The following is a 23093-nucleotide window of genomic DNA, read 5'->3' on the forward strand; positions in this document are numbered from 1 at the left end:
CGACCAACTTACATTTGAGCAGGTAATTTCTGTCTCTTCTTATAACTTTATCCTGGAAGCTCTATTCTATGCAGCTTCACATTGAATTGGTATTATAAATTAGTACAACAATAAGGGATTTTACCCCAAGTCTTGTTAATTAAAATGGTAGCTAGATTTACGTAATTGCTGTAAATTTAATCACAAATACGCAGCGGGAGCGCACAGCTAAGTGTACGCCCCCACGAATGAATGTATTTCACTGAATTGAAATATGTGATTTAAATTATCGAATTGCTCAAAAACACGATGCCGATCGCACAGAAAGCGAAGCCAGCAATGCTAATTTTCCAGGGTAAAATTCGGTTTATTTCTCCCATACCCATCGCAACACCAATTTTTCTAGCACTCATGGTAACTGCAAACAGAGTTAAGGTAATGCCTAGTATATAGGCAACTAGCGGCATTATTCCTGCTCCAATAAGAGATTCTGCATTAGCGTAACCCTGAAATAAACCAGCACTGACGCCCACCAGAGCAAGTACCATAAAGTTTAGTTGATTTGGCATCATCAGCATAGTACCAAAAACGATGGTAGAAATAGCGATGGCTGCGCCAACGCTTTCAGCGATCGCTATTTCTGTACCTGGTAAATTTAGCTGGAGTACATGAATTATAATGCCCAAGACTGTTGCTAAGACAAAACATCTAGCTATTACAGCGCCACGAACAAACACAGATGAGAGTAAACCAATAGCAACAATACCAACTAAACAATCCAAGCCGATTACTGGATCTGCTAGTCCCCAGAGAAAGCCTTCCCAGCAATTAGAGATGGTATAACGATCTGGTGTTCCACTCAATGAACTCAGTAAGCTAATTAAAATTAGAGCTGCGATCGCCCCAATATGGCGATGCATTAACTTCAAGGTGTAAAATTCTCCCCATGCATGGGATTGTGATAATTTAGTTTTGAACATTACCATATGCCAAATTAGTTTTTTCGGTAATTTATACTACCCACATACACAAAAAAACTAACGTGGTAATCACGCCAGATTACATTAGCTTCATCAAGTTATGTAAAACCACAGTTATTGCAAAATTTTTCTGATAATGGGCTGCGTAGTTTGCCGCCATAGGCATCGCTCCCAATAATGATCAACACTTGATATTCAAGACAGTATTTACTCGACCGCAAATGTAGTTTAAAAATGTAGCTGCGATTTCCTTTTCTCCTGGTATGTTTTCCCAAGTAGGACGCTTTGCTTAACCCAATTTAAAACTTATCTTAACTGAATTCTATTAAGAAAAAGACTAATCTAGAAAATATCTTCATTGGAAGAGAGAATGAAATTTACCAAATTGCTACTACTTAGTATTGCTCTCATCTTTTTTGCATGGATTAGTCCACTGCAAGCTAATCCAATAGCCCAATTATCAACTCCTTTACCTTTAGTTGCAGAACGTGAAACGACATCTTTGAGAAATTCACAGGATGTATTGACTGTTGCAACTTTTAATGTCGAGAATTTAGATCCGAAAGATCGACGTTTTGATAATATTGCCAAAATTATTGCCAATAATTTGAACGCACCAGATGTCATCAGTTTAATTGAAATTCAGGATAACAACGGGCCAATCAATGATAACGTTGTGAATGCAAACCAGACTTACCAAAAACTGATTGCTGCGCTTGAAAATATCGGTAGTCCAGCATACGACTTTGTTGATATTGCGCCCAGCGATGATCAAGATGGTGGAGAACCTGGAGGCAATATCCGTGTCGGTTTATTGTTTCGACCCAGCCAGATAACTCTAGCACAACTAACTGCCCAGAAGAGGCGGTTCATTAGATGCTGTGGCTATTACTCAAGATTCAAATGGTCTTGACCTCTCGCTTAACCTAGGTCGGATTAATCCCACGAATAATGCTTTCGAGCAAAGCCGTAAGCCACTTGCGGCAGAATTTATATTTAACGAGCAAAAAGTGTTTATTATTGCTAATCACTTTATTTCTAAGCTTGGAGGTTCTCCCAGCGATACTCAACGAGTCAAGCAAGCCGAAATCGTTAATGAATTTGTAGCCCAACTACTACAAGTTGACCCACAAGCCAATGTAATTGTACTGGGTGACTTAAATGATTTACCAGATTCACTGCCTCTGAAGACCTTGAAAGGTAACATTCTTGAGAATCTGACGGTTCGTTTACCTCTTAGCGATCAGTTTACTTACAAATTCCGTGGAAATCTTGAACTTATTGACCATTTGTTGGTCAGTGAAAATCTTTCCCGTGTTGCTCAACCTGAAATTGACATTGTGCATGTCAACGTTGGCTTTAGTAAGCCTGTCAGTGACCATGATCCCGTGATTGCAGCGTTTACATTACCTCCTAACTAGTCTACCGTCTAACACTATCCCTCGCGTTAGCCAACCTACTCCCACTCCCGCAAGTAATTCTGCGATTATATTGCCTCAATTATCCAAATTCGCTCTATTTGACGAACTAGCTAAGGAGTATACACTGTATTAATAGGTAGACCAAATTACCATCAAACAGACTTAAACCGAATCGGAATCTGGATGATGAACTCTGTGCCTTGAAGTGGTGTAGAAATACACTTGAGTTGACCACCATGCTTGTTGATAATTTGGTAGCTAATCGACATCCCTAAACCTGTACCTGAACCGACAGGTTTAGTTGTATAAAATGGATCAAATATTTTTTGGATTATTTCTTCTGTCATCCCACAGCCATTATCAGCAATCCGAATTATCACTTGATTGCTGTCTAAAACCTCAGTGTAAATGCGAATCTGGGGATTGTTAGTCGTCAGTTGTTGATTGCCAGTTGTTTTGACATTGACCACTAACAAATGACAACCAATTATTGATTCTTTCAAAGTATCAATAGAATTATTCAGAATATTCATAAATACTTGATTGAGTTGTCCAGGATAGCACTCGACTTTAGGCAAGTTGCCATATTGTTTTATAACTTGAATATCTGGATGATTTCCTTTAGTTTCCAAACGATTTTGTAAGATTAAGAGAGTGCTATCAAGACCTTCATGGACATCAACTTCTTTTTTTCCCGCTTCATCTAGCCGCGAAAAGTTCCGCAATGATAAAACTAGCTTGGAGATGCGCTCAGCTCCTATTTTTATGGAAGATAAGATTTTCGGTAAGTCTTCTTTAATGAAATCAAGGTCAATTTCTTTAATATAAGCTTGAATTTCTGATACTAAATGGTAATTATATTCCTGATAAAGCGTAATCAAATTGAGTAAATCTCTAATATATTCATTGACAATAATAATATTCCCGTCAATAAAATTTACCGGATTATTAATTTCATGGGCAATACCCGCAACTAATTGTCCCAATGAAGACATTTTTTCAGTTTGAATCAGTTGAGCTTGGGTATTTTCAAGATCCTTTAAGGTAAGTTTTAGTTGACAGTTAGCTGCTTCTAGTTCTGCCGGACTTGGCAAAGCCAGAGCCTGTGGGATGATCGGTAACAGTGCGATCGCTGTATATAGTGAGATAATAGCTGTAATAAATTTAATGAAAGTGGACAGCCAGTAAGTTGGATGCCAAAGCGTCCATACATCCATCACATGAGTTGTACCATAAGAGACTATAAAAGCTCCAAATAATAAAAGTATCCATTTGAAGGGGAAGTCTTTTCGCTTGTGGACAAAGTAAATAAGAATAATCGGAATAGAATAATACACCAAAGCAATCAGAGAATCTGAGATGATGTTTAGCCACACTAAACTCGGCTTCCAGAGGTAACAATGTCCATGCGGAATAAATGAGCTATCAGTCAAAAAATTTTGCAAAAATTCCAGCATATATTATCAAACAATGTAATTTGTCAAATATCGAATGACAAATTATACACGCTGCAACAAAAATTGTCCTTACAGCGTTTTTTAAGTAAATAAACCCACGGGATAGGAGTACGGCAATGCCCATAGGTGTTAACTTAACCTCAAACACTCTATTTATCTTCGTTTTAGATCCTCAACCCCCTTAAAAAGGCAGGGCTGTTTCATTCCCTAAAATAGGTAAAATTGCAAGTAAAATATTTTTATTTATATTTGGTAACAAGCGCACATATATAGTCTGCTGATAAATTTGGCTTTATAAAAAGATATTAAGAAAAACCAAATCAATCAGCAGCAGCATAATCAGGCAATGCTTTAAGTTGTAAATTAACAGCACTTAGATAATTTTGGTCATTTAAAACTTGTGATGGTAATTTATCTGCATTAACAGCAGCCTTCACCAAATCTTTTGCAATAATATTTTTGTTGTGAGTTTCAGATACTAGCGCTTCTCCACTAGGAATACCGTGCTGCTTAAGACCACCCTGATAAGCAAAATTAACTAGATTAAAAGGCTCGATGTAACTAACAGAAGTAGAGTTCCTGGATAAATTATTAGAGTTAATAGCTATTTCACTACTATTGGTAGTAGCTGTTTGAGCGCCAGCGATTCCGGGTACAAGAGTAATAGAAGCAAAAATCAGTGCAGAATTTATTAAGGTAACAAGTTTCATAAGGTTATTCTTAGGTTAAATGCGATTCGGTGTTCTTAGTAATAGATTCCTCTTTATTATTAATCTCAGCTTCCTTCAATCAGGTCATCTGATCGGTTGATATCTGACTCACCCAAAAGGGTGAACTAATTGAGTGACACAAAAAGCAATGGAGACTCCGTTAAGTCCAGACACAGAAGAGATTGGTTGAAATTCTCAAGTACTTGACTGAGGCGAGTTGAACATTTATGCAATTTTTCAATTCGTCTCTTGAGTTCCCCTAACAAAACAGAAATTGCCGTGATCGCCCAAATTCCTGTATCAGGCGATCGCAGCAATTATTCTCCCAGATTGGCTAAATTATGATTCTTCAAATAGGCGATCGCTTTTATGCAAGCGATCAGCGATTTGATCGGTTTTCCCTTGCGATCGCATTGTGGCTAGTACCGCAAGGCGGAAGTCAAAAGCATTATGGAATAAGCTCTTTAGGGCTTTTCAATGGTCTGCTTATTTCCGCCATGCTGTTCTAGTACTTACGCATCATACATATGTACTATACGTTTGGGCTTTTGAGCCATGCCTAACACCCTACAGAGTAAATATATGAGCTTTTTCAGGGTTGCAAGAAGCGCCCAAACAATCGATAAATGTTTAATCTAAAAGCATTCAATATAAAAATAACTCAATGGTGATGTGGGGCATGATCACTGTCTTCGGAGCCAGAAATCTTAGTCTTCATATCCTTATAAACTCCCACATCACACGCAACACTTGTAATATTAGTCTTGAGACTCCTCAGAGATAGATTCTGACTCGGTTTCAAGTTCTTCTGTTTTGACTTTTGCGACTGGAGGTTTTACAGGTTTTGGGCCACGCGCTAGGGCAGGATTTCCCTGCTGCCTGTTTTCATCCCCAGAAGATGCTTTTTTACCTGTGCCAGCCGAGCGATTACGGCTAGGTTTTGAGCTTTTGGGGTTGGATTCAATCGGAGTTATAGAATCCGAATTTTCGGAATTGTTGTCAGTGCTTTGTTGAGACTGACGTTCCGATTTCTTAATTGGGCGTTCTACCATTGTTTATTTTTGTAAATTTATCTGTATACTACATCGGTTTGGTTACTATCAAACTGTTGAGTAGCATTTTTTAAAGATTTTATCACAAAAGAATAAAGGCGTCAGTTGTCAGAATTCTGTTGCTTGTATTGAAGTCTGATGGTTACTGAGCTTGTCGTACCACTTCTCCTTCTCCTGACGGAGAGGCTGCGCCAACAAAGACGCTAGCGCGAACGTGGAAGCAAGCTAGCAAGAGCGTCTCGCAGAGAAGTACTGGCAGATGAATAAATGGTGAAACACTACACTAAATCTTCTGCTTCTTTGATGGTGGTTGCAGCACGAACAAAGATGCTACACGAACGATCAGCGGGCAAAAAAATTAGTACAAAATGTGAAAATGGGTGCGTTATCGATAGCTGAACGCATTTGATAACTATTCAATAAAATCAGGTCGTGCCTGTTGCATTGATTTAAACTTTTTCTCTAAAACTGCCCAATTTTCTTGTTCAATTAAGTTAGTCAACTCATCAAGATTGTGACGATATTGTTGCAGCGATCGCAGTAATGCTTGACGATTATATCGCGCCATCATCACGCCCAACTCTGGATTTCCACCACCCACACGACTGGTATCCCGAAAACCTGAACTAGCTAATTTTTGGGCTAATTGCAAAACATCGGAGTCAGTTTCACTCAAACAAGCAGCAATCAACGAAGAACTGACCATCACGGGTAAATGGGAAATCCAACTAACAGCGCAGTCATGTTGCTCTGGTTGACAATAGTAGATATTCGCTCCCAGCGATCGCACAATTTCTTCTACCACCGTAATTGCACTGGTTGCTGTTGTAGTTATAGGTGTTAGTACATAAGGTTTATCGACAAATAAATGCCGTTGTGCAGCTTCTATACCACTGTCTGTTTTTCCCGCCATTGGGTGACCGCCGATAAAATTATCCCAAAGGGGAGAAATCGCCTTGACTATCTGTGCTTTCGCTGAACCCACATCAGTCACGACGGTAGTGACAGACAAATGAGCGATCAACTGCTCAAATTGAGGCACAATAAGGGCGAGAGGTGTACAAATAAATACAACCTCTGCGGCTGCCAACAGGCTCAGATCAACTGATGCTTGATCAACACTGCCGAGGGTAACTGCCTTTTGACAGGTGGCTTCACGGCGACTAACTCCTAAGATATGATGTCCTTGCGATCGCAAATCAAAACCCAAAGATCCGCCGATCAGTCCTAGTCCTAAAATCCCAATATTCATTTTTGATTTTGACATTCCGTTTTTTATGAGTTTACCAACTATTAAAGTTGGCATCCAAGGGGTAGCATCGATGACTGTAGAGGAATTTCTAGAACAATATGCGACAGGAGTCTTAGACTTTAGTGGTGTTGACCTTGCGGAAGCTAACCTGAGTGGGGCCAAACTCAGTGGCGTAAATTTTAGCGATGCTAATTTGAGTATAGTCAACCTAAGTGGCGCGAATCTGAGTGAAGCTAACTTGAGCAATGCCAAGCTAAATGTAGCCAGACTAAGTGGTGCAAATTTATGCAGCGCCATCTTAAATAACGCCAGTCTCAACGTCGCTAATTTGATTCGAGCGGATCTGGGTCGCGCTCAACTAAGAGGAGCGTCGTTGATCCGCGCCGAGTTAATTCGCGCTGACCTAAGTCGCACCGACCTGTTAGAAGCTGACCTCACCAGTGCCGATCTGCGAGAGGCGACACTCCGCCAAGCAAATCTCCGTCACGCTAACTTGAGTGAGGCCATATTGAGAGGCGCTTCCTTGACTGGAGCCAATTTGGAGAAGGCTAATTTAAATGCCAGTGACCTCAGTCATTCTGACCTTAGCGGCGCAAATTTGCGAGATGCCGAACTTAGACAAGCCAATCTCAGACATGCTAACCTGAGCGGGGCAGACTTGAGCAGAGCAAATCTTCGGTGGGCAGATTTGAGCGGCGCAAACCTCCGGTGGGCAGATTTGAGTGCGGCAAAATTGAGCGGGGCTAATTTAATTGGCGCAGATTTAAGCAATGCCAATTTAACGAATACAATTTTAATCCACGCCGATTTAACTCAGGCAAAATTAATTAGGGCAGAATGGATTGGTGCTGACTTAACAGGAGCAACTTTAACTGGGGCAAAACTTTATGCCACCTCCAGGTTTGGGTTAAAAACCGAAGGCATGACTTGTGAATGGATTGATCTTAGCCCCGCAGGCGATCGCTCCATTATCCAAAACTTCCATTCCGAAGACTCACGAGATTTTTTTAACGAAACACCGCCAACAATCAGAATTATTGTTGATACAGCCCCAGAACACGAAGCCAATTTTGCTCTTGCTGGCGCTTACTACCAAATTGCTCAGGAATACCAGGGGCTGAAACAACCGCCAAGCATTGAAAGTGGGCGTCGTCGAACTGTTTTCACTTTTAATGTAGATAGCGACGAAGCATTATTTTCCACTGCTTACATTGTGATTCTTCCCTTTTTAGATGCGGCATCTACCCAAAAAAATATTTCCAGTATGGTGGAAATGATTAACAGTGAAGTTGTTGCGAACCCAGATTTAAAATTGCCTCAGATGGTGAAACAATTAAATATTCTTGTAGAGCAAGCTATGAGTCAGGCTGCAACAATTAAACAAATGAAAAAAAATATTGAAGTAGCTGCAAAGTTAAATTTTTGCAAAGCCCCAACCCAAATAGTTTTAACGAATTCCAGCGCCTACACTTTGATTGTTCATGATAATCCTAGCTTTGGGAAAAGATTTATTAATCGCTCTGCTCTCAAGGCTTCAGCTTATGATTATATATCCCATGAATCAACAAAATATATATTGCCTTCATTAAATATGGTTATGGATTTTGTCAAAGGATTTCATTATATTAGTCATTAATCATGGGGCATTGGACAAATGACAAAAAATAAATTTATGGAGGAAAAAAATGCGCGATACCTTTAATAAAATGATCGGTCGAACTCGCTATGTAGTTTTTCGCCTATTTCTGCACTTGGGAGGAGGTGAGGTAGCACCAATTTTGGGAGTATTAAATAGTGCTGGACGGGATGCGATCGACGTTGATGGTGACTTAGAAGTTTTGGGAGAAGGATTGGTAGAAATTAGTCAAACCCTGCTGCAATATGATGAATATTGGCTTTCTGCTGCCAACGAAGGTGACGTATTTTGGGATGAAGGCGAGGCAGGAGATTATGTGAATGAATTATTTACTGACTCTGCCCAAAGATATCTTAGTGAACCAGATTACAGTCCTGACTCTGGATCTGGATTGAATGAACCTTTATCTATACCTGTAACCCGCAATGTGATTGTGATGATTACAGTAGCTTATGAAGGAGAAGTACCAGAGTTAGAAACCGATCTTTCTAACGTTCAGGCACTCAAGGAAGGATTGAAAGCATTGATAAATTTGCATTATAAACATAGATTGAAGGCAATCCAAGTGCATTTCTCGCCAGCACAGTTAGGCGATGAACTCACTAGCGATCAACTGTTGCAGTATTATCCAGAATTGATTCCTTTGTAATCTATTGGGTAGTTCGTACTTACTACTCACATCGAGAAATTGTTAAGCTCAGAGATAGGACAATAATCCAATGATCATGACCATAGTACGTAAATTTACAGCCGTTTTTTTAGCTCTGAGTTTGTGTCTGACAACTGTCGCTTGTGGTGGAGGAAACGAAACTACTCCTCCGGCTAAGAACATTAACCAAACCTCTAATAGCACAAAGCTGAGTGATGGGGAGTATCAAATACAACAAGCTACTTATGACGATTCAACTGGTGAGTACAACCTGTTTTTACTTAACAATAAGCCCCCAACCTTTGCAACCGAAAATTTGCAAATGGCACGGTTAACTGATGATGAAATCAAGCAGGGTAAAAAGACCTATCTGAAGGTAGAAAAAGGACAACCGATTTTATATCTGACGGAAGACTTTAAACTTGAGTACGTCCACAACGTTACTGAAAATAAAACCAATCCTCAGACAGGACAACAAGAGACAGTTGTAGTCCGTCGAGAAAATAGCTTCTGGGCACCGTTTGCTGGGTCTGTGGCTGGTAGCTTGGCGGGTCAGGCAATTGGTAGTATGTTCTTTAGACCTCAGTATTATGTACCCCCTGTCTATCAATCAGGACGAGGATTAAGTGGCTTCGGTGGATACGGTGGAAGTTATGGCCAAGCAGTTCAAAACTACCAAACTCGCTACAATGTGCCACCCGCAGCCGTGACAAATCGCACTGCGTTCCGCAATACAGGGACAATTAGAAGGTCATATCCTGGAAATTCAACTATACGCAATACACCGCGTAGCACTACAGGTAATAACCGTCCTTCGGGTTCTGGTTTTGGTAGTAGTACGTTGCAACCTTCTGGCAGAGCCACCTCACCCAGACGCAATTCTGGTAGTAGTTTTGGTAGTGGGCGGAGTCCAGCACCCCGCCGCTCAACTGGTTTTGGCAGCAGACGCCGTTAGGAAATTTCTAATTCAATAAATAGACTGCCTAATACCATTTTGGATTTTGAATTTTAGACTTTCCTGCGGAACGCTACGTGAACGGCTTCTCTACGAGACGCTCTTGCTAGCTTGCTTCTCCGTAGGAGTACATTCAGTCGAACGATTTTGGATTGTGAAAGAGTTAGTAAATAAGCTTTTTGGCGATCTATTTATCGCAATCATTTTTTAAATTGGTATAACAAGTAAAGGCAGTGTGTTACACAAAGAAGTTGGAGGGTGACAAGTCAACCCTCCAGCTTCTCTTTATATCTATATAATTCGTGACGAGGAATTATGAATTATTCGGTCAAATAATATGAAATACTAAATACAAATATTGCTAAAAGAACAGGAATTATTTTACTAAAGTCTATTTGCTTTTTTTGAACCATTTCTAAACAAGACATCAGAATCATTAAAGGCCAAAAGATAGTTGTGATCAAAAACATCACAAACGATAAAAATTTATCTTCTGGAGTAGAAGCAGGATAACGTAGGGAAAATATTAACCAATTGCTTAAAAAATAGCATGTCATGAACAGGTAACCAATAGTTAAAGTCAGTTGTATCTGATTCACTGTGAGTACTCCTGAAGTTATGCAAGCTTCACTAAATATTAACCGTACAAAGTTATAATATATACAGTCGGAACCTCACCCGTATTTGAGTAAAGCAAACACTCCCCTCTTTGATAGCTTTGAAGAGGGTTGGGAGTGAGGTTTAAAAATGTACTTCATGCAAACGAGAACCACTATAGCTATTAGACTAATAATTAAGCGGTCTTAAAAAATCGAATAATTTCGCGGACATGATCGAGAAATTGCCCGTCAGTGGAAAGTTGCGCGATCGCATTTCTGGCCTCTCTTCCCAAACGCTCATGTTCAGTTTGATTTGTTGCCCGTAATTCTTCTAAATTAGCCGCAATTCGGGCTAAATCTCTGCGAGTCTCTTCGGCAAAGTGTTGTTGAGTGGCTGGTAATGAATAAGATTGTTCTGGGTTAAGTTGCTCCTCCAATGACTGGATTTTTTGTTCCAATATAGAGAAGCGATCGCGCAGTTCAAAAATATCTTCGCGCGGATACTTCCATTCTTGGCGAATCATCGCTAACCGCGCATATAAATACTCGTAAGCGCGAATCGCTGGACGCAGAATTGTTAATAATAAAGCTGCACCAGAACTTATATACCCAACCGTACTAATACCAGTGGCAGCAAGAGTATAAAGACCAATGGTTGAGAATAAGTGTAAAGCAATGGCAACCCAGAGCGATCGCTTTGCCAACACTGTGACATACTTCACTTGTTTCTCATCGACAGCAATTCCTTTCTCAGTTGATTGTGCTGCTTCTGCTAAGACTTCTTTGGCTTGAAAATGCACATTCCACGGTACGGTAACAATTACCAACAGCCACCAAAAACTTGCACCACCAATCACCCAATCAAGAAAGTTACCAGCAGGGATGTGCAACCATTGCAGTAAGCCAAAAGCTGCTAGCACCACAACCACAATTCCTGCAATGGAACTGATAAAAAAGTTAATATACATCTTGCCCTGTCTCCGGTGAAACCATCACCTCGATCATGACTGTACCCAGCAGTTATACGTAAATCATTGTGATGGTTTTTCTATTTGCACATACTAGTTTTGCAATCAGATAGCTACGCCAATTAGGTTGAATATCTTTGCTACCCTTTTGTAGAAAGTAGCAACAAACATGATTGTGATGGTTTTTCTAGTTGCACATACTAGCTATTGGATGAGATAACTGCGCCAAATTGATTTAGTATTTTTACTAGCCTTTTCTGGAATTAGAAATCGCCAGGTTTTGCCTTCTTGCTGAATTTGCAGATAAACGTCAAAGGGTTTTTGTGGTTGCGTCAAGCGCCGTTTTGGTAACTTAACAATCAAGTCATAGGTTCCCCGAACGTGGAAAGCTGGTAAATTTTCAATCGTTAGAGGTTGTTCCTGGGTAATTGATAGCCGTTTGATTTCAAATCCTTGAAAATCTAGATCCAACTGTTGGCTAAGTTTTTGTTGAGTTTGTTCTAGCCCAAGTGCGATCGCTTTTTGGACTAAATCGCTAGTCGGTAGCAGTCCAATACTGCCACAAGCTGTCACTAGCACCAGCAATATTGCTGTCAAAACTAACCGCACTATGTTATTCACTGCCTGATCTGCTATTTTCGTCCTTATCAGTTTAACCGGACGGGTTGCTGCTTTTTCTGCGTCGGGTAACTCCTTTGCTTTTAAGCGTCTTCGCCGAACCTCACCCCCAACCCCTCTGGGATGCTTTGGAGCTACGGTGAATTACCCAAAACAAAAGAAAAACCTCACCCTGTCCTATCTTTAGTCCCTCTCCTTACTAAGGAGAGGGACAGGTTTTGCTATGCAAAACCTTTCTTGAGGTTTCGTTTCTCAGAGCTATATATCCTCATATTAGTAAAGGCACGGTAGAACCGTGCCCTAATTTGCAAAAAGTATTATTTTGACAGATTTTTGGTTTACAGTAACTTTAATACTGGCGTAAAATTGCAGATAATGAACTATCTTTACGAAGATCCATCAAGTCTGCCAAAGGTTCTGTAGGCGTATCCAAGTGGTGCTTGTGTTCTGCTGGTAGAACCGTCACCAGATGTTTTGTTTTAGCTTTGATCTGCATAATCGGCATCAGTTGTCGCTGTGGCACAAAAATTGCCTGGTTCTTGGGAAGGCGTGGTTCCAATCTTTGGTAATTGTTCTGTGCCAAGCGTGTCTGATGACGGTTAATCTGTTTTTGAACTTTTTGTGGTTGCTTTGTCCGGTTGAGCATTCGGAAAATGAGCAAGCAACCACTACTACAGCTGAGGACGATCGCAGCCACCATCCATAAAGGTGTCGGATTACTATTCTCAGAGGGCGGATTGATTGGTTCTTCAACTATAACTGGGATTTTTTCTGGTTCTTCTTGTGCTACCTGTCCAGCATTACCTAAGCTATACAGGGCAAAAGCACCACCTCCGATAAACATGGCTAAACACCCAGTTAATAATAGCCAAGGATGATGTGCAACCAGATATATCAGAACATTCGAGCTTTTTCTTAGTCTCGATTTCTTCTTTGTCAGCTCTGGAGTACCCCCTCTTAGTTGGGTTGGCTCGCGCTGTACACTCTGACTTTTTTCCATGATTACTTTCAGATTTGTACCCCTCTAGTCAATAAATTGTACTGGAGGAGTCAAGCATCAGGTATCCGTAACAAAAGTCCAGATTCAAGTAGCTTTTTTGTAAAATAAAGGCTACTAAAATCTGGCTAACTTTTGCCAAAATTCTGTATTTATTGTGACTTTTTACCGTAATAATCTGAAATCAGTTCGCTTGTTTTCTCCGTCAGCTAGGAGAATGCCTTTCAAGAGCAAGTTGAATTAACCGATCAACTAATTCTGGAAAGGAGACTCCACTATGGGCCCAGAGGCGGGGATACATACTTGTCACAGTAAAGCCTGGTAACGTATTGATTTCGTTTATCAAAACTTCTTTTGTCGCTTCCACATAGAAAAAATCTACCCTTGCCAATCCCGCAGCGTCAACAGCAGCAAAAGCTTGCAAAGCCATGTCCTGAATTTGACGGGCGATCGCATCTGGAATCGGTGCAGGTATCAGTAAATCTGCTAGTCCCTCAGTATATTTAGTTTCATAATCGTAAAAATCACTGTCATATATAATCTCTCCAATGACAGAGGCTTGGGGTTGATCGTTACCTAAAATGGCACACTCGACTTCCCTGGCGACGACACCAGCTTCTACAACTAGCCTTCGGTCATAACTGGCAGCATTATCTAAGGCGGCTTCTAATTCTTGGTGCGATCGCACTTTGGCAATACCCACTGATGAACCCAAATTAGCAGGCTTGACAAAAGCCGGATAACCTAATACTGCCTCAATTTCATTACACAGTTTCGAAAATACGCAAGGATTAGACCAAACCTGCGCTCTAGTTATCGCCTTGTATTTCACCTGTGCTAGTCCCGCTTGCTCAAAGGCAATTTTCATGGCTATTTTATCCATCCCCATTGCCGAACCTAACACCCCAGAACCAACAAAGGGGACTTGCATCAAGGTGAGTAACCCTTGAATTGTCCCGTCTTCACCATTGGGGCCGTGGAGAATGGGAAACCAAACATCCACTTGGGCAACTTGAGAGGGAGATTGCCACTTACTCAAGATTTGGGTTTGAGGGTTAGATGTTAGATGTCCCTGAGAAGTTGATTCTTCAGATTCCAGTAGCGGAGTGCCGATTTCTAAAACCTTTTGGGGTGCTTCTCCTGCTAGCCAACGCCCATCTTTTTGGATGTAAAAAGGCAGTATTTCATACTTACTAGCATTTTCCTCTGCACTCAAGGCTTTAGCGATCGCCCGTGCTGATTTGATCGAAACTTCATGTTCTCCCGAACGACCGCCAAACAGTAACCCCACGCGCAGCTTAGTCATTTTCGGTTCCTCGACACTTCTCAAGCAGATAGCGTATCACAACCTACAAAAGTTGCCATATTTTTCTAGATTATTTTATTGCCCGTTCTAAGAGGATGTCTGAGAAGTATCAAATATTTGTTGATCCCCCCTAACCCCCCTTAAAAAAGGGGGAATAAGAGTCTCAAAGTCCCCCTTAAAAAGGGGGATTTAGGGGGATCTCCAAGGGTTAGGTGTATACAAAAAAACTTTTCAGACATCCTCTAACCTGCTTAGAAAAAACTCTATTATCATTAAACGGAAAAATTTTGCGTTAGCGTACCCCTACGGGGAAGCAAGCTACGCAGAGCGTCTCGTAGAGAAGGTATCGCTCTGTGATCAATACCTGAAAATCTGATTATTGTTGAAAAATAGTATTATTTGATACATTGATTAGAAACCTCATTGATAAATTCAAGATCAGTAAAACTAATAAATGAATTAAAATCGTAAATATTTTTGTCCGACTACTTATAATCCAATACGCTTGGATTAGCACCAAAAACTTTAAACTCTGTCAGTTGGGTTGAGGAACGAAACCCAATACTTGTCGTAGGTTGTTGGGTTTCACTACCCTGCGGGAAGCCGCCTTTGGCGTCTACATTTAACCCAAGCGTATTGACTTATAATCCTCTTTCTACTTCCTGCTTCCTGCCGCCAATTAAAACAATCGTGTTGTCAGCTACAGTTATATTCCAGGAAAGTGGGCAACAATATTGATAAATAACTAGAAATGCAGCCCTACCTGTAAAAGATGCTGCCGTTTCATGAAACCTCGAATTATTGTTTGTGGCTTAGGACTTACCGGATATAAAACCTTTCGGTTGCTGAGACAACAGGGAGCCTTCGTTGTTGGCATTCATCACCAATCTATCCCTGGCGAAACCGCAGGCGATGTGATTGTTGGCGATTTACAAGCAGCTTCTACCCTAACAGCAGCCGGAATTCAACAGGCACACACCTTAGTAATCGCTGGATCTAAAGATGCTCTAAATTTGTCAATTATGATGCAAGCGCGGGTGCTGAATCCCCAAATTCGGATTATTAACCGTTTTTATAATACAAATTTGGGGGAGCGCCTAGATCAAAGTTTGCCAGATCACTTGAGTATGAGTGTTGTGGGTTTAGCAGCACCCGTATTCACCTTTGCAGCACTGGGAAACCAAGCGATCGGACAAATCAAATTATTTCAGCAAACTTGGCCGATTTACGAAGAATACATTGATGAAAACCACTTCTGGAAGGGTCGAAAGCTGAGTGAATTGTGGTCAGACCGATCACGGATGCTGATTTATTACTTGCCAGCAGAAGGTGAGATGGATTTGGTCTCGGCTGTGATCTCTGGACAAGAGATACAAGTAGGCGATCGCTTAATTGTTGGCACCCAACCCCGTATCCGTTCTCCTCGGAGATCATTGATTAAAAAACTGATGAAAGTCCTGACTAATATTAGGCTGTTTCAGCAACACGGGCGAGGGGTAGTGGTGGGTGCTATTGTACTATTGGCGGTTATTGCGATTGCTACACTCACCTATATGTCAGCTGAGTTGAGTGTGTCTCCTGTCGATGCTCTATATTTTTCTGTAGGCATGATAACGGGAGCGGGTGGTAATGACAAAGTAGTAGAAAATGCTCCTAATAGTGTTAAGTTATTTACCGTTGTGATGATGCTGGTTGGAGCAGTGGTGATTGGTATTTGGTATGCAATGCTCACCGATTTTGTCTTAGGAAGCCGCTTTAAGCAATTTTGGGATGCAGCCCGAATTCCCCAGCGATATCACTACATTGTCTGTGGCTTGAGTGGTATTGGGGTGAGAATTGTCCAGCAACTCCACGCCAGTGGATATGAAGTTGTAGTAGTTGAACCGGACTCCAACAACAAATATATCAACACCGCCCGCGAACTTGGTATCCCCGTCATTCAGGGCGATGCCAGCTTTCGCACAATACTCAAAGCCAGCAATATAGAGTCTGCCGCCGCAGTGCTTGCTGTTACTAACAATGATGCTACCAATCTGGAAATTGCCCTCAAAGCCAAAGGCTTGACACCCAACATTCCGGTGATTGTTCATTATGCTGATCCTGATTTTGCCGGCATAGCGCAACAGCTATTTGGCTTCGAGGCTGTACTGAGTCCAGCTGAATTGGCAGCCCCGGCTTTTGCCGCCGCTGCACTAGGGGGACGTATCCTTGGTAATGGCATCACAGCCGATAGTCTTTGGGTGGCTTTTGCGACTGTGATTACACCTTCACACGTCTTTTGTGGTCAATGGGTGAAGGATGTAGCCATGTCCACTGATTGTGTACCATTGTACTTAGAAGTAAACCACCAAACCCGTCATGGGTGGGATTTATTAGAAAGCAATCTCTGTGCTGGTGATATTCTATATATGACGATGCCAGCGGCGCGGCTATATCAATTGTGGCGAGACGAGCAAGTTTGTGAAGCACACGCTTAAGGCGATCACAGCGCCAACTTCTTCTCTACAATCCACTTTCAGAGTAGGAGCGATCGCAGGCAATATAGCAGTTCTCGTTTGGATGGAACATAAAGTAGGGGCATAGAAAAAGCTCATCAGTGTCAACTTAAGGTAAAAGCCTGACTATAACAAGCTTTTAGATATTAGACCTCTTGCAAAAGTCCCCTCCTTACAAGCCTATGGTGTATACACAAGTCGTATTACTCCCCTTAATCCCCCCGATATATTGGGGGGAAACCGAAAATCTAGTTCCCTGTTTGGATCGAGATGAACAGGCTCAAAGCCGAAGCTTCCCTTATAAAGGGGGGAAACCGAAAATCTAGTTCCCTCCCCTTTATAAGGGGAGGGTTAGGGTGGGGTAATACGAGAGTCAGGTTTTGGCCTATATCTGTACGCCCTACAGCCGATTCATTTGTTTTAAAATTTTTGAAAATGGTATAAGTTAATTATTTACAGTCTTTTTCAATTAATTGAACTATACCATTCCCTACTCTCTACTCCCATTTATTATTTTTTAACTACTCGTTGTTGGTATTCCTGCTCAGTGATCATATCGAGAGTGTTCTCTAGGCGATCAACAAATACGATACCGTCGAGATGATCATACTCATGTTGAAAAATCCGAGCAATAAAATCGGTTAATTTTTGCTTTTGTAAGTTGCCTTGACAGTCAGTGTATTCCACTTCAATAGCTTTATACCGAGGAACTAACCCTCTAATACCTGGAACACTTAAACAACCTTCCCAATCTTTGACAACTTCAGTTGAATGAGCAATGATTTTGGGATTAATCATGGCAGTAGGTTCCATTTCCGGGGCGTTGGGATACCTGGCATTAGGACGGGAAGCCACAATAAATAAACGATAGGATTGTGCTACTTGAGGCGCAGCAATTCCCACACCGTTAGCCTGAGCAACAGTGGCGATTAAGTCTTGAATTAATTTTTGGATATGCTCATCTTGAATATTCTCTACCCAAGCAGCTTTTTGGCGCAATGTTGGATTGCCTAATTGAATAATTGGCGCTAATTCAGTCATGATAAAACTCCTTTAAATAATGGGCCATTGGGCATTAGGAGTGAAAGAATTTTTATAATCCCTAACTCCTGTACAGACGCGATTAATCGCGTCTCTACTCCTAACTTTATCCTTCACGTCTCACGGGCAAAGGAGCAGGTTGGACTCCTACTTGGACAATTTGCCCATTGCGTTCTACTTCTATTGGTAACTTAGTACCGATTTTGCTCTTTTCTACTAGCTTTTGTACTTCTTCAATTTTAGTAACAGGCTGGCTATTAATACTTTTAATCACATCACCGACTCGTAGTCCAGCTACAGATGCAGGCGATCGCGGCACAATCTCAACCAGCAAAACGCCGTCATCTGCTGTAATATTTAAGCGATCGCCTCCTAGATTTTTTATTCTTTCTTTATTTTCTGGTGTCAATGTCACCATCTGAACACCCAAATAAGGATGATCGACTTTGCCTTTAGCAATTAATTCTTGGGCAATTTTTTGCACAGTGTTGATGGGAATAGCAAATCCTAAGCCTTGAGCGCCTCGAATAATGGCTGTGTTCATCGCAATTACCTGGCCACGAGTATTTAGCAATGGCCCACCGGAATTACCAGGGTTAATCGCAGCATCCGTTTGGATGTAATCAACCCGCTTGTCGCTAGCGCCGATGTCGCTACCAGAACGACCTGTAGCACTAATAATCCCAGAAGTAACAGTATTATTCAAGCCTAAGGGGTTACCAATGGCAATTACTGCTTCTCCTGGTTGCAAGGCATCAGAATTACCCACAGATAGAGTTGGCAGATTATTCGCATCAATTTTGATCGTAGCTACATCCGTAACTGGGTCTTCACCCAAAACTTTACCATCAAAAGTCCGGCCATCTTTGAGAGTGACAGTCACTCTATCAGCACCATCTACCACATGGGAATTTGTTACAATTTGACCTGAGGAATTAATGATAAATCCAGAACCACTACCTCGCTCTACCCGTTGTCTAGGCTGTGGCGTTGCGTCTCCAAAAAACCGCCGGAGTAATGGATCGTTAAATTCGTCTGGTACACGAGAAGTGATTGTTCGGGAAGAATCAATGCGAACTACCGCAGTCCCCACCTGCTGCACTACTTTCACGATAAAATTAGGATCTCCAGACGACGAAATAATTCGCGGGGGGACAAATACCGGATTGGGTTCTATTGTCTTTTGGGCTTGAGTGTCGCTTGGCTGAGTCTCAAAGGTCTTGGCTGGTAGAAGAGAGCAGCTCCCCAGGAACATCACTGCTACCCCAGATGATAGCATCCCCAGAATATTATCTGCTCCCCATCTGTGGGGCAAACACCTGGTATCAATCTTTTTGGGTGCTGAGTGATGGTTTGTTGTCTTCATGTGTCGTTGCTTCTCCGTGTCAGTCAGTGGGTGTTAGGATCTTGCCTACCGAGTATGTCCCAAAATAATTACAACTTAAAAGCTTATTCTAGGTCTAGCGTATTTCAACGAAGAGGCAGGGGGAAGGGGGAAATGATTTGAGACTCCTGCCGTGGAGCGGAATCGAACATGGGTCTGAGTCCCCCACTTCACGTCGCGTGATTTTCGTAAAGAGCGGGAAGCTAGCGCAACAGGTGAGGTCGAATCCCCACCGGAACTGTCCCCCTTACTCCCTGCTCCCTTGCCTCTTATTCAATGCTAAATTGGTGCTTTCTCTTCTATTGTGACGATTAGCAGCAAAGGTGGTGGATAATGGAAATTCCCATAGAAAGTCTGTGGAGTCAGGTACTAGAGCGCCTAAAGCTTGAACTATCCCGACCTACCTTTGAAACTTGGATTAAAACTGCTAGTGCGGAGCGATTAGAAAATAATTGCTTAGTTATCCGCACTCCTAACCCATTTGCTCGTAATTGGTTACAGAAGTATTACATCAATACCATTGCTCATGTAGTACAAGATATTCTCGGTCATCCCGTGGGAATTTACATTACTGTTGCTCAAGGTGAGGAAGTTTCTCATTTTAGTGAACGAGAGGTTTCTTGGGAATCACCAAATCCTAGCAGTATTTCTGAAACTATTCCTAATCACAATCAAAAAACTACTGAATTAAACTCTAAATATGTCTTTTCGCGATTTGTAGTTGGTGCCAATAATCGGATGGCTCACGCTGCTTCTTTGGCAGTTGCAGAATCTCCAGGTAGGGAGTTTAATCCTTTATTTTTATGTGGTGGCGTAGGTTTGGGTAAAACTCATCTTATGCAGGCTATTGGTCATTATCGCTGGGAAATTCGTCCTGATTGTAAAATATTTTATGTTTCTACTGAGCAGTTTACTAATGATTTAATTACAGCGATTCGTAAAGATAGTATGCAAAGTTTTCGAGAACATTACCGAGCCGCTGATGTTTTATTAGTTGATGATATTCAGTTTCTGGAAGGCAAAGAATATACCCAAGAAGAATTTTTTTATACTTTTAATACTTTACATGAGGCTGGTAAACAAGTTGTGATTGCTTCCGACCGTCCTCCTAACCAGATTCCTAGTTTACAAGAACGTCTTTGTTCTCGGTTTTCTATGGGGTTAATTGCAGATATCCAAAAGCCGGATTTAGAAACTAGAATGGCAATTTTGCAGAAAAAAGCCGAGGACGAAAATATTTGTCTTCCCCGTGACGTGATTAAGTATATTGCTTCTAACTATACTTCTAATATTCGAGAATTAGAAGGAGCTTTAATTCGGGCGGTGGCTTATATTTCTATTTGGGGCTTACCGATGACGGTGGAAAATATCACACCAGTTTTAGAACCACCTAACGAAAAAATGGCAGCTACCCCAGAAGCAATTTTAAAGGTTATAGCCGATAATTTTGATATTTCAATAGACGACCTCAAAAGTAACTCGCGACGAAGAGAGATTAGCTGGGCGCGTCAAATAGGAATGTATCTAATGCGTCAACATACATCCCTGAGTTTGCCGAGAATTGGCGAGGAGTTTGGTGGTAAAGACCATACAACGGTGATCTATAGTTGCGATAAAATTACTCAACTTCACCAGAGCGATCGCACTGTAGCACAAACACTACGCCAACTGAGCGATCGCATCAATATGACTAGCCGTTCTCAAAAACCATCCTGAAGATGAATTTTAAGTTTTCCACAACCAGCACTGCGATCGTTAGCATTGATGGCTAAATAATTAGTCAAAAATATTAAGTAAGGTATAAAAATTGATTAAATTTAACTTAGATTGTGGAAAAAATCTTACTTTTTGTGGATAAATCTGTGGAAAAATTGATATTCTGCTGATAAAACTTAATTAAGTATAATTACCTTGTGGAAAAATATTTGAGTTTTTCCACAAGTTTTCCACAAGGTAAACTTGCCTAATATCATATCCCATTGAACACAAATTCCTGACTTTAATCCCTCTCCTTGGTAAGGCTACGGTATACACACTGTATGCAGAGATTATGAGTAATTGGCTATGATATTACATTTATTCCCCTATCCAAGTGCTAAGAAACTCTACTTGGTTTTCCATTGACTCTGCTGACTTAGCTGCAACTAATCTCAAAATCCTACGCATCAGTTCTCCGATTGAGTAAAGTTGCTGCTGTACTAAAATCATTCCTGAGTGAGGTTGTTCTTGAGTCAAGAAAGCTGTGTGTAAACTATAAAAATCTCGAATGTTAGAACTATACAAAACGCGACCTTGCGACCTTGCCCAGATTAATTGTTCTTCATCAGGAAAGCTCAATCTGTTAACATTTAGAGTCGTGATGACATCTACACCCCGATTTTTCAGAGCTAACACCAATGCAGTATCACCAGAATCCTCATCCATATACAAACGAATTCGACTCACGACTGTCTGCTTGCTCTATGTAATGATTCTATCCGGTCAGCTTCTGCTTCTTCTTCAGCAATATCATTATCAATTTCTTCTCGATTTATATGATAGTAAGTTAATGCCGCATAAACTTGTGCAATGCTTAAATGCCCAATTCGTGCAGCAATCTCTTCTGCTCTCAAACCTTGCTTATACCAGATGGCAATTCGTCGCACTGTCACACCAGTTCCAGCAATAATCGGACAGCCCCCATGAATTCCAGGGTGGCGGGTAATCAGAGTCCCAATATCAATAATAGTAGTTGACATAGTTGATAATAACTGTTATTTTACTATCTATTTTAGTCTCATTTAGGAGATTGTGACGATACCTTCTCTACGAGAGGCTACGCCAACGGTGAGCTTTCCTGCGGAACGCTGCGCGAATGCTAACGCACTTTCTATTAACCAACTACGATCGCACCAAAAGTGAAAGTGACAATTGAGGCGATCGCTGGACTGAGTAAATAAAAGTTTACAACCTAAAATTTTCACCAATGATTTAGACGAATATAGCGGTTCCCATTCAGATGCGGTACAACATTAGATCGCGAGGTGTAGGGGCACGGTATGCTGCATTGGTATCAACTTAAGCTCAAATACTCAATTTACCCCGTCGTTTTAGATCCCCCAACCCCCTTAAAAAGGGAGCATTCGACTCTAGTTCCCCCCTTTTTAAGGGGGGTTAGGGGGGATCTAAAATCTAGTTGGTACATCGAAAAAGTTTCACTCTTTTTATCAGACTAGGTTTTCACGTTAAGTTGACACGTATGGGCTTGCCCATACGTGTCAACTTAAGCAAAATACTCCTTTCAAATCTCGTTTCCAGCTTCTGGCTATTGGTGACAACTTAAAGTTACGTTCATTTGTCAATAAGCAATCATACTTAAAATATTGCCAAAATCTGGGGTAAAAAACATAATTTTTAGCGAGGCGATCGCTAGCCTTTAAACCTATTATGATGTTTTTGTGGTGAAAATCAGTATGAAAGTGAATTTAATACCTCATTTTTCACTACTGTTCAAGGATAATAGGACTTACGCATTGACAGAGTGGTAAAATAATGCAGTTAAAAATGAGTGTCGTCAAAAAACAGGTATCGGGCAATTAGAGAAATCAGCAAACC

General features: G+C 41.2%; 23 protein-coding genes. 9 read left to right on the forward strand and 14 right to left on the reverse strand.

Annotation, left to right across the window (positions count from 1 at the left end; all coding sequences use genetic code 11):
• Positions 1-260: 260 nt before the first annotated feature.
• Positions 261-959 carry a HupE/UreJ family protein gene (locus V7K48_RS16255; protein ID WP_335074135.1) on the reverse strand — a complete coding sequence of 233 codons (699 nt, stop codon included), beginning with the start codon at positions 957-959 and terminating at the stop codon, positions 261-263.
• A 370-nt stretch (positions 960-1329) separates the two neighbouring features.
• On the opposite strand from V7K48_RS16255, the gene V7K48_RS16260 reads away from it, so the two are divergent.
• On the forward strand, positions 1330-1872 hold the full coding sequence (locus tag V7K48_RS16260; RefSeq protein WP_335074137.1) for a hypothetical protein: 543 nt from the start codon (positions 1330-1332) through the stop codon (positions 1870-1872).
• Entirely contained in the window at positions 1841-2380 is a 540-nt protein-coding gene (locus V7K48_RS16265) for an endonuclease/exonuclease/phosphatase family protein (RefSeq protein ID WP_335074139.1), read from the forward strand. Before V7K48_RS16260 ends, V7K48_RS16265 begins: the two co-directional genes overlap by 32 nt.
• A gap of 152 nt (positions 2381-2532) precedes the next feature.
• Here V7K48_RS16265 and V7K48_RS16270 read toward each other — a convergent pair whose 3' ends face one another.
• Together V7K48_RS16270 and V7K48_RS16275 are read right to left on the reverse strand one after the other, a co-directional pair.
• Positions 2533-3837, reverse strand: coding sequence for a sensor histidine kinase (locus tag V7K48_RS16270; RefSeq protein WP_335074141.1), 1305 nt, complete (start codon positions 3835-3837; stop codon positions 2533-2535).
• A gap of 320 nt (positions 3838-4157) precedes the next feature.
• Positions 4158-4547 carry a hypothetical protein gene (locus V7K48_RS16275; protein WP_335074143.1) on the reverse strand — a complete coding sequence of 130 codons (390 nt, stop codon included), beginning with the start codon at positions 4545-4547 and terminating at the stop codon, positions 4158-4160.
• Positions 4548-4888: 341 nt separating this feature from the next.
• Here V7K48_RS16275 and V7K48_RS16280 point away from each other — a divergent pair, with 341 nt between their 5' ends.
• Positions 4889-5056 (forward strand): hypothetical protein, encoded by a 168-nt coding sequence (locus tag V7K48_RS16280; RefSeq protein ID WP_335074145.1) that lies wholly within the window; start codon positions 4889-4891, stop codon positions 5054-5056.
• Between the two features lie 249 nt (positions 5057-5305).
• Here V7K48_RS16280 and V7K48_RS16285 read toward each other — a convergent pair whose 3' ends face one another.
• Together V7K48_RS16285 and V7K48_RS16290 are read right to left on the reverse strand one after the other, a co-directional pair.
• On the reverse strand, positions 5306-5599 hold the full coding sequence (locus V7K48_RS16285) for a hypothetical protein (protein WP_334969264.1): 294 nt from the start codon (positions 5597-5599) through the stop codon (positions 5306-5308).
• A gap of 412 nt (positions 5600-6011) precedes the next feature.
• Positions 6012-6851, reverse strand: coding sequence for a prephenate/arogenate dehydrogenase (locus tag V7K48_RS16290; protein ID WP_335074171.1), 840 nt, complete (start codon positions 6849-6851; stop codon positions 6012-6014).
• A gap of 70 nt (positions 6852-6921) precedes the next feature.
• Here V7K48_RS16290 and V7K48_RS16295 point away from each other — a divergent pair, with 70 nt between their 5' ends.
• The 3 genes from V7K48_RS16295 to V7K48_RS16305 all read left to right on the forward strand — a co-directional run bounded on the left by V7K48_RS16295 (position 6922) and on the right by V7K48_RS16305 (position 10091).
• On the forward strand, positions 6922-8487 hold the full coding sequence (locus tag V7K48_RS16295; protein WP_335074173.1) for a pentapeptide repeat-containing protein: 1566 nt from the start codon (positions 6922-6924) through the stop codon (positions 8485-8487).
• Positions 8488-8536: 49 nt separating this feature from the next.
• Positions 8537-9136, forward strand: coding sequence for a DUF1517 domain-containing protein (locus V7K48_RS16300; RefSeq protein ID WP_334969266.1), 600 nt, complete (start codon positions 8537-8539; stop codon positions 9134-9136).
• Between the two features lie 70 nt (positions 9137-9206).
• Positions 9207-10091 (forward strand): hypothetical protein, encoded by an 885-nt coding sequence (locus tag V7K48_RS16305; RefSeq protein ID WP_335074147.1) that lies wholly within the window; start codon positions 9207-9209, stop codon positions 10089-10091.
• A gap of 793 nt (positions 10092-10884) precedes the next feature.
• Here the strand turns inward: V7K48_RS16305 and V7K48_RS16310 are convergent.
• The 4 genes from V7K48_RS16310 to V7K48_RS16325 all read right to left on the reverse strand — a co-directional run bounded on the left by V7K48_RS16310 (position 10885) and on the right by V7K48_RS16325 (position 14579).
• Positions 10885-11658 carry a hypothetical protein gene (locus tag V7K48_RS16310; RefSeq protein WP_335074149.1) on the reverse strand — a complete coding sequence of 258 codons (774 nt, stop codon included), beginning with the start codon at positions 11656-11658 and terminating at the stop codon, positions 10885-10887.
• Between the two features lie 204 nt (positions 11659-11862).
• Positions 11863-12270, reverse strand: a complete 408-nt coding sequence (locus V7K48_RS16315) for a hypothetical protein (RefSeq protein ID WP_335074175.1) — start codon at positions 12268-12270, stop codon at positions 11863-11865.
• Between the two features lie 355 nt (positions 12271-12625).
• On the reverse strand, positions 12626-13276 hold the full coding sequence (locus V7K48_RS16320; RefSeq protein ID WP_335074151.1) for a hypothetical protein: 651 nt from the start codon (positions 13274-13276) through the stop codon (positions 12626-12628).
• Positions 13277-13478: 202 nt separating this feature from the next.
• Positions 13479-14579: a D-alanine--D-alanine ligase family protein gene (locus tag V7K48_RS16325; protein ID WP_335074153.1), complete on the reverse strand. Its 1101-nt coding sequence runs from the start codon at positions 14577-14579 to the stop codon at positions 13479-13481.
• Positions 14580-15364: 785 nt separating this feature from the next.
• On the opposite strand from V7K48_RS16325, the gene V7K48_RS16330 reads away from it, so the two are divergent.
• A complete protein-coding gene (locus V7K48_RS16330) occupies positions 15365-17056 on the forward strand; it encodes an NAD-binding protein (RefSeq protein WP_335074155.1) in 1692 nt (563 codons plus the stop codon).
• Positions 17040-17162, forward strand: a complete 123-nt coding sequence (locus tag V7K48_RS16335; RefSeq protein WP_335074157.1) for a hypothetical protein — start codon at positions 17040-17042, stop codon at positions 17160-17162. Before V7K48_RS16330 ends, V7K48_RS16335 begins: the two co-directional genes overlap by 17 nt.
• Positions 17163-17584: 422 nt before the next feature.
• Here V7K48_RS16335 and def read toward each other — a convergent pair whose 3' ends face one another.
• Entirely contained in the window at positions 17585-18115 is a 531-nt protein-coding gene (def, locus tag V7K48_RS16340; RefSeq protein ID WP_335074159.1) for a peptide deformylase, read from the reverse strand.
• 106 nt (positions 18116-18221) lie between these two features.
• Positions 18222-19481, reverse strand: a complete 1260-nt coding sequence (locus V7K48_RS16345; protein ID WP_335074161.1) for an HhoA/HhoB/HtrA family serine endopeptidase — start codon at positions 19479-19481, stop codon at positions 18222-18224.
• 351 nt (positions 19482-19832) lie between these two features.
• Between V7K48_RS16345 and dnaA the strand changes: the two genes are divergently transcribed.
• Positions 19833-21215, forward strand: coding sequence for a chromosomal replication initiator protein DnaA (dnaA, locus tag V7K48_RS16350; RefSeq protein WP_335074163.1), 1383 nt, complete (start codon positions 19833-19835; stop codon positions 21213-21215).
• Between the two features lie 360 nt (positions 21216-21575).
• On the opposite strand, the gene V7K48_RS16355 is transcribed toward dnaA, so the two are convergent.
• From V7K48_RS16355 to V7K48_RS16365, 3 genes are read right to left on the reverse strand one after another with little or no spacing between them, the layout of a single operon-like run.
• Positions 21576-21944, reverse strand: a complete 369-nt coding sequence (locus V7K48_RS16355) for a DUF5615 family PIN-like protein (RefSeq protein ID WP_335074165.1) — start codon at positions 21942-21944, stop codon at positions 21576-21578.
• On the reverse strand, positions 21941-22237 hold the full coding sequence (locus tag V7K48_RS16360) for a DUF433 domain-containing protein (protein ID WP_335074167.1): 297 nt from the start codon (positions 22235-22237) through the stop codon (positions 21941-21943). Before V7K48_RS16360 ends, V7K48_RS16355 begins: the two co-directional genes overlap by 4 nt.
• Positions 22238-22279: 42 nt before the next feature.
• Positions 22280-22462: a hypothetical protein gene (locus tag V7K48_RS16365; protein ID WP_335074169.1), complete on the reverse strand. Its 183-nt coding sequence runs from the start codon at positions 22460-22462 to the stop codon at positions 22280-22282.
• Positions 22463-23093 lie beyond the last annotated feature (631 nt).

The organism is Nostoc sp. (assembly GCF_036919615.1).
Lineage (GTDB): Bacteria > Cyanobacteriota > Cyanobacteriia > Cyanobacteriales > Nostocaceae > Nostoc.

Excerpts from the sequence above, each read along its gene's own strand:
- V7K48_RS16255 (WP_335074135.1), bottom strand. The coding sequence starts at position 959 with ATGTTCAAAACTAAATTATCACAATCCCATGCATGGGGAGAATTTTAC.
- V7K48_RS16260 (WP_335074137.1), top strand. The coding sequence starts at position 1,330 with ATGAAATTTACCAAATTGCTACTACTTAGTATTGCTCTCATCTTTTTT.
- V7K48_RS16270 (WP_335074141.1), bottom strand. The coding sequence starts at position 3,837 with ATGCTGGAATTTTTGCAAAATTTTTTGACTGATAGCTCATTTATTCCG.
- V7K48_RS16275 (WP_335074143.1), bottom strand. The coding sequence starts at position 4,547 with ATGAAACTTGTTACCTTAATAAATTCTGCACTGATTTTTGCTTCTATT.
- V7K48_RS16280 (WP_335074145.1), top strand. The coding sequence starts at position 4,889 with ATGATTCTTCAAATAGGCGATCGCTTTTATGCAAGCGATCAGCGATTT.
- V7K48_RS16285 (WP_334969264.1), bottom strand. The coding sequence starts at position 5,599 with ATGGTAGAACGCCCAATTAAGAAATCGGAACGTCAGTCTCAACAAAGC.
- V7K48_RS16290 (WP_335074171.1), bottom strand. The coding sequence starts at position 6,851 with ATGAATATTGGGATTTTAGGACTAGGACTGATCGGCGGATCTTTGGGT.
- V7K48_RS16295 (WP_335074173.1), top strand. The coding sequence starts at position 6,922 with ATGACTGTAGAGGAATTTCTAGAACAATATGCGACAGGAGTCTTAGAC.
- V7K48_RS16300 (WP_334969266.1), top strand. The coding sequence starts at position 8,537 with ATGCGCGATACCTTTAATAAAATGATCGGTCGAACTCGCTATGTAGTT.
- V7K48_RS16305 (WP_335074147.1), top strand. The coding sequence starts at position 9,207 with ATGATCATGACCATAGTACGTAAATTTACAGCCGTTTTTTTAGCTCTG.
- V7K48_RS16310 (WP_335074149.1), bottom strand. The coding sequence starts at position 11,658 with ATGTATATTAACTTTTTTATCAGTTCCATTGCAGGAATTGTGGTTGTG.
- V7K48_RS16320 (WP_335074151.1), bottom strand. The coding sequence starts at position 13,276 with ATGGAAAAAAGTCAGAGTGTACAGCGCGAGCCAACCCAACTAAGAGGG.
- V7K48_RS16325 (WP_335074153.1), bottom strand. The coding sequence starts at position 14,579 with ATGACTAAGCTGCGCGTGGGGTTACTGTTTGGCGGTCGTTCGGGAGAA.
- V7K48_RS16330 (WP_335074155.1), top strand. The coding sequence starts at position 15,365 with ATGAAACCTCGAATTATTGTTTGTGGCTTAGGACTTACCGGATATAAA.
- def (WP_335074159.1), bottom strand. The coding sequence starts at position 18,115 with ATGACTGAATTAGCGCCAATTATTCAATTAGGCAATCCAACATTGCGC.
- V7K48_RS16345 (WP_335074161.1), bottom strand. The coding sequence starts at position 19,481 with ATGAAGACAACAAACCATCACTCAGCACCCAAAAAGATTGATACCAGG.
- dnaA (WP_335074163.1), top strand. The coding sequence starts at position 19,833 with ATGGAAATTCCCATAGAAAGTCTGTGGAGTCAGGTACTAGAGCGCCTA.
- V7K48_RS16360 (WP_335074167.1), bottom strand. The coding sequence starts at position 22,237 with ATGTCAACTACTATTATTGATATTGGGACTCTGATTACCCGCCACCCT.